Origin of the sequence: Bradyrhizobium sp. (assembly GCF_049512235.1) — a bacterium.
Taxonomy (GTDB): Bacteria; Pseudomonadota; Alphaproteobacteria; order Rhizobiales; family Xanthobacteraceae; genus Bradyrhizobium.
Window position 1 is genome coordinate 1 of record NZ_JBEKXH010000424.1, and the last position, 5589, is coordinate 5589.

The following is a 5589-nucleotide window of genomic DNA, read 5'->3' on the forward strand; positions in this document are numbered from 1 at the left end:
TAATCTTGTAACCGGTTGCCTTCTCAACGGCACCGGCCGCCTGCGACACCCGAAACGGAATGACCATGTCCTGATGCGCAATCGTCACCTCCCTGACCTGCGCATTTGCTTTGGAGACGCCTCCGGCAATGGCGAGGCCGAGCGCCATGGCAGCGCATGCGCCTATCGCATCGCCCTTCAACGCTGTGAAACGTATCATCAATTACCCCCACGATTTAGAGAGTTGCTGCAACAGGGCCGGCGCCGGGCAGTGGGAACATGCGGTCAGCCAATCTCGATAGCTCCGGACTCGAAGTCAACGCCACCCGCGAAAAAGCAAAGAGTCTTCTGCAAACTCACGCAACAGAGCCATCAACTAGCGCGACGTCGCAAAAGCGAAGACAATTATTTCAGGTCATGGCACGAGAATTTGGGAACGGACACGGTGATCACGTTGGCGGTCATGACCCGAGTGTGGGGTCAGGGCCAAAACGAGGATCTGAGTAGTTTCCGAGCCTGCTCCATGATGTTCGATCGTCCTAGCGTGCGGTCAGTCAACTGTTGAGGAGACTATCATGGCACCGCCGAACAAGACTGAACGCCGGGCAATCGTCGATACCCACCGGCATCCGATCGGACCCAAGCTCGCCGCCAAGATGGCGGAGCGAGGCTTCTACGATCCAAAACAAGAATTCCCGCAAACCAACGCTCAGGACTTGATCGGCTATCGCGAGTTTTACGATCTGGAATACGCCATGCCCAAGTCGCGCGAGGAAGGCGTCACCCTCAGCCTTGCCAGCAACGGCGGCGAGGTGGAATGGTTGGCGCGGGACCTTCTCAGAGTCAGCACCGCCGACGCCCTCAAGATCCTGAACGACGAATACCTGGAGATCAGGGATCGCTATCCCGGCGAGTTCGCACTGATGGCCAACGCTCACGCGCTCGAAGAGGACTGTCGGCCTGTTGTCGAGGAGATGATCCGCAAGGGCGGCGCCAAGGCGATTGCGGTGGCGTCCAGCTACGGCGACGGCGCAGGTCGCGCCTTCCTCGACAGCCCCAAGGCGGAATGGCTGTGGGAGTTTGCGGCAGCGAACGACGTCGTGGTCCACATTCATCCACCGATGCTGTCGGTCGGGCACGAGGTACTCATGCAGTACCGCCTCAACGAGGCGGTTGGCCGGCCCTTCGACTCGACCGTCAACGGCGCCCGGATGATCGCCTCCGGTTTGTTCGATCGCCACCCGAAGCTGCAGGTGCTGATCGTCCATATGGGTGGCGAACTCGCGTCGGTCCTTGGTCGCCTCGAATTCAATTGGCGCCTTAACTACAAAGGGATCCGCAACCCGCCGGCCGGCAAGCCCTACAAGAACGATCGGCCGCCATCCGACTACTTCAAGACCAATATCCTGGTCGACTGCATGGGTTTCAACCCGATCGGACTGCGCGCCGCGGTTGACATGTGCGGTGTGGACCGAGTGGTGTTCGGCTCCGATTACGGTCCGATTCCCTACGGGATCAAGGAGCATGTGCAGATCGTCGAAGACGTGCTTCCGAGCCCGGCTGAGCGCCAACAGGTGTTCTGGAAGACAAGCAACAGAATATTCCGCCTGGGCCTGATCGATACCGATCTCATCGACCCCGCTGTTCACCAATCCCGGAGATCAGCCTAGACGAGCGATTCCGTGAGACCGATCATTTGTAGGATGGGTGGAGTGACCAGATCGGACGCATGTCCGAACTGGTCGCGAAACTCATCGCGGCGGCGCCATTGGTGGGTTTCGCGAAGAGCTCAACCCACCCTACGACATTAAGGAAAGTTCATGCGGAAAACGAAGGTCATCAGTTCATCCCAGCGCAATGCGCTTCACTCCGCGGAGGCGGCTGGCTCGCAACCCAAACCCAACGACGCCTTTGTCGAGCTCCACGACTTCGTCTTTGGCGATGGCGAGACTCTGGCGTCGCTAAAACTGCACTATCTGACCCTCGGAACGCCGCGTCACGACGCGAGTGGCGCAATCGCCAATGGGATTCTTCTGCTTCACGGCACTGCGGGATCGGCTGCCGACTTGGCGCAGGCCGCTTTCTTCGATGCGCTTTACGGTGCCGGGGAGCCGCTCGACCTTGGCCGCTATTTTCTGGTGATCCCCGACGCTATCGGCGCTGGGGAATCAAGCAAACCATCGGACGGATTGCAGGCCCATTTCCCTCATTACGGCTACAAGGATCAGGTTAGGGCGCAGCATCTACTTCTTGAGAAGATAGGCATAAGGCACCTGAAGCTGGTGCTTGGGACGTCGATGGGAGGCATGCAGACCTGGCTTTGGGGCGAGATGTTCCCTGACGACATGGATTGCCTCGTTGCGATCGCCAGCACGCCCGCTGCGATCAGCGGAAGGAACATGATATGGCGCGAGATGATCAGCCAGGCCATTCGCAGCGATCCAGCCTGGAAGAACGGCGACTATCCGAAGGACTCGCCGCCGAAAAACTGGATCAAGGCAGTCATACCATTATCCGCAATTATGACGGGATCAGCCGGGCAGTTTCAAAAGCAGGCACCTACCCGCGAGACCGCGATTGATCTCGTCGGCAAGCTCGAGGCTGACGGCGAAGCCTATGACGCCCACGACATGCTCTATGCCTGCGAGAGCTCGGCCGACTATGATCCGGCGCCAAAGCTGAACGCGATCATCAAGCCGATGCTCACCATCAATTTCGCAGACGACTTGACCAATCCTCCCGAACACCTGCACCTACCTACCGCATCGAACTACACCGGGGTGATGATTCCAGCTGGCCCTGGCAGCTATGGTCACATGAATCTCGCGCACCCTGCTGTTTGGGCCTCGGCTCTTGGGTCTTTCCTGCAGCGCCTCCCGCTCGAGCGCTGACGGGCGCAGTCTTGACTGGAAGTCGTGCCCTCAGTCGGCAATCGAACGAATGACCCTTGCCGGGTTTCCAAACGAAGTCTCCCCGGCCCCTACCTTGTACGCGCCTCTTTTGCCTTTTGAGTTTGCTCGGCTGTATCCTTGAGCATCGCTTTGAGTTCTTCTTCGAGCGATCGCGGCGAAATTCCGAGTAGGCCAAATCCCGGCCGGCTGCCTGAGGCCGTCGTGTCGATCTGCATGAGTTCAACCTGATTGCGCGTCAGCGGCGGGTGCGGCAGGTTTTCAGCGAGGGCGGCGGCGGCATTCCAGAAAGCAAAGGGTATTCGCACCAGCACCGGCCGCAATCCCGCGGTGCGCGCAATGGTCCGCAACAGCTCCCCGTACGAGTAGACGCGCGGACCGGCCAGTTCGTAGACAGGATAGGGTCTTTGTGTCTGCCGCAGGACTTGTGCGATCGCCGCGGCGACGTCGTCCACATGCACCGGCTGAAGCCTCGTTCTGCCGTCGCCAAATAGCGGATAAGCCGGCAAGGTCCGAAGCAGCCCCAGAATTGTAGTGAGAAAGGCATCGTCCGGCGCAAACATCACCGCAGGGCGGATAACGACCGCGCCGGGAAATGCGGCTTGCACGGCCGCCTCGCCCTCGCCGCGATTGCGAATATAGGGCGAAGGCGAGCCAGCGTCGGCGCCTATTCCCGACAGGTGTACAAATCGTTTGATCCCGGCCCGCCGCGCCGCTGCAGCGATCCTGGCGGCCGCTTCGACGTGGACCGAATGAAATGTGTCGCCTCCATGCTCGACGTACAGGCTGATCGCATTGACCACACCGTCGGCGCCCGCAACGGCCGCCTCTACGGCGCGCTCGTCATGTGCATCGGCGACGACGTGTTCCACGTTGTCGGCCTCGGCCCGCGCGGGATGCCGCGAGGCCATGCGCACCGTAGCGGCGGAGCCGCTCAAATGGCGCACGATGCGACGACCCACAAAGCCAGTCCCCCCAAACACCGTCACGCGGTCCACTCCCCGGTCCATCCCGCGATCCTGTGCGACGTTCTGTATTGACCCGCCGAGCGTGGCGCGCACGGCCTCGGCCGCCTCCGCCGGCGAACTGCCTTTGTTGAGGTGATGTGAGATCACATCAAGCAGAATTTGCGCTGCAGGGCCGACCGTTTGCCACTCTTTCCTGGCCTGATCGATCAACGGCTGTGCTTCATCATAGAGCGCTTGCGCGTGTTCGATGATCGGATGTGCCTGATTGAGAAGATCAATCAGCGCCCTGGTCGCTGGCAATGACTGCTCAATCTGTTCAAGTTGCCCATCGCTGAGACCGGAAACGTGACCAATGATATCATTGAGCAGGTGTTTCAGCATGGAGCAACCTCACTGGCGGCGATGCACTAAAATCATGCCACTTCATCTTGGCTTGTCCGCGAACAGGCCATCAATCCGGAACGAATATCCGACGCCAACAATGTAGCTCGGGGCATTGTGGTTGAGCCCGAACGCAACGTGGAAATCAACCTGTTGCGTTGGGCTCAGGCGGTATAGTCCGCCCGAATTCAGGAGCTGGCTCGGACCAGCATTCTCAGGGTAGTCGCCAACATATTCCACAAACAGGCTGGCCTTCTCGGTCACCTTCTTTTCGACCACAAAGGTGGTTTCCGTGATGCGGTGAGTAACCACGTCCGAGGGGCGGAAGAACTCGGTCAGCATACCACTCAGGCCCCAGCCGTCGTGCAGTTCCCACGACCATGGCATTTGCAGATAGGGCTGCGCGCCGGGACCAGCAACGTTGATAGCTCCCGTCGGCAGCGCCACTCCAGCCACCAAAGACAGGTCGATTTTCCCCGGGATCGGACTGACCTGCCACTTTATGGCCGGAGCCACGTCGGTAAAACCTGAACTTCCCGATCCCCGAACGGTGGCGAAGTACGTTGGCAGGTCCATCAATAGTTCAAGACAGGGTGCTATTCCGAGGCGCCAGCGGGTATTTGTGCCGTCAATGATTTGACCGCCGTCCTCGCTTCTGAAATTCACCCCGTTCTCGCTCTGGAAACTGCCGACCGGGACGACCAGGCTGGAGTTCGTTACATCCGGCCGGTCGGTCGCGATGTCGTCTTTGGTGGTTGGACATGCATCAGCCCAAGCGTCGACCGCGCCGCTGGACACAACCAAAGACAGCAAACAGATCTGGAAACTACGCTTGATCACTGAGCGCTTTGATCGAATGAGGCCGAACGGCACGGGAGCGAAAATGGACCGGGCTAGCGACTTGTTGCAGACCTATTCGTTACGCGTCGGCGACGTGACGATCAAGCCTCTCATCGATCCCCGGCCCCTGGATGAGCGGTAACCCCGATGGTGCCAGGGAGCAGCCGTCGAATGGCCGCGTTGATCAAACCCTGGCTTTCCACGGAACCGGGCCATGCTTCGAAAATGCCAGCACCGAAGATTTCCGATCGCCGCGCGATGGTTTAGGTGCAAAATCAAGGCATGATCATCTTCCGAATGATGCGGCCACAGAGAACGACGCAGCCTCATCCAAGACGATCGATGAGTCTCGAAATCCTTCTCCATGCGGCGAGTCTTCTGTATTGACAATGTGTATACAGATGCCCTATTGATATTATTATTGTCCACACTGACCAAAACCAAGCCGACGGATGTTTTTGCATTAACCTACACCGAAAGGACCGGCATGTCGCCCGCCGCAGCAAAAACGC

General features: G+C 59.2%; 4 protein-coding genes. 2 read left to right on the top strand and 2 right to left on the bottom strand.

The window, feature by feature from the left end; all coding sequences use genetic code 11:
- The first annotated feature begins 554 nt into the window (after window positions 1-554).
- Window positions 555-1649 (top strand): amidohydrolase family protein, encoded by a 1095-nt coding sequence (locus ABSG20_RS28230; RefSeq protein WP_423867759.1) that lies wholly within the window; start codon window positions 555-557, stop codon window positions 1647-1649.
- A gap of 150 nt (window positions 1650-1799) precedes the next feature.
- Window positions 1800-2870: an alpha/beta fold hydrolase gene (locus tag ABSG20_RS28235; RefSeq protein ID WP_423867760.1), complete on the top strand. Its 1071-nt coding sequence runs from the start codon at window positions 1800-1802 to the stop codon at window positions 2868-2870.
- Between the two features lie 89 nt (window positions 2871-2959).
- On the opposite strand, the gene ABSG20_RS28240 is transcribed toward ABSG20_RS28235, so the two are convergent.
- Together ABSG20_RS28240 and ABSG20_RS28245 are read right to left on the bottom strand one after the other, a co-directional pair.
- A complete protein-coding gene (locus tag ABSG20_RS28240; protein WP_423867761.1) occupies window positions 2960-4237 on the bottom strand; it encodes a complex I NDUFA9 subunit family protein in 1278 nt (425 codons plus the stop codon).
- Between the two features lie 42 nt (window positions 4238-4279).
- On the bottom strand, window positions 4280-5077 hold the full coding sequence (locus tag ABSG20_RS28245) for a transporter (protein WP_423867762.1): 798 nt from the start codon (window positions 5075-5077) through the stop codon (window positions 4280-4282).
- Between the last annotated feature and the right edge of the window lie 512 nt (window positions 5078-5589).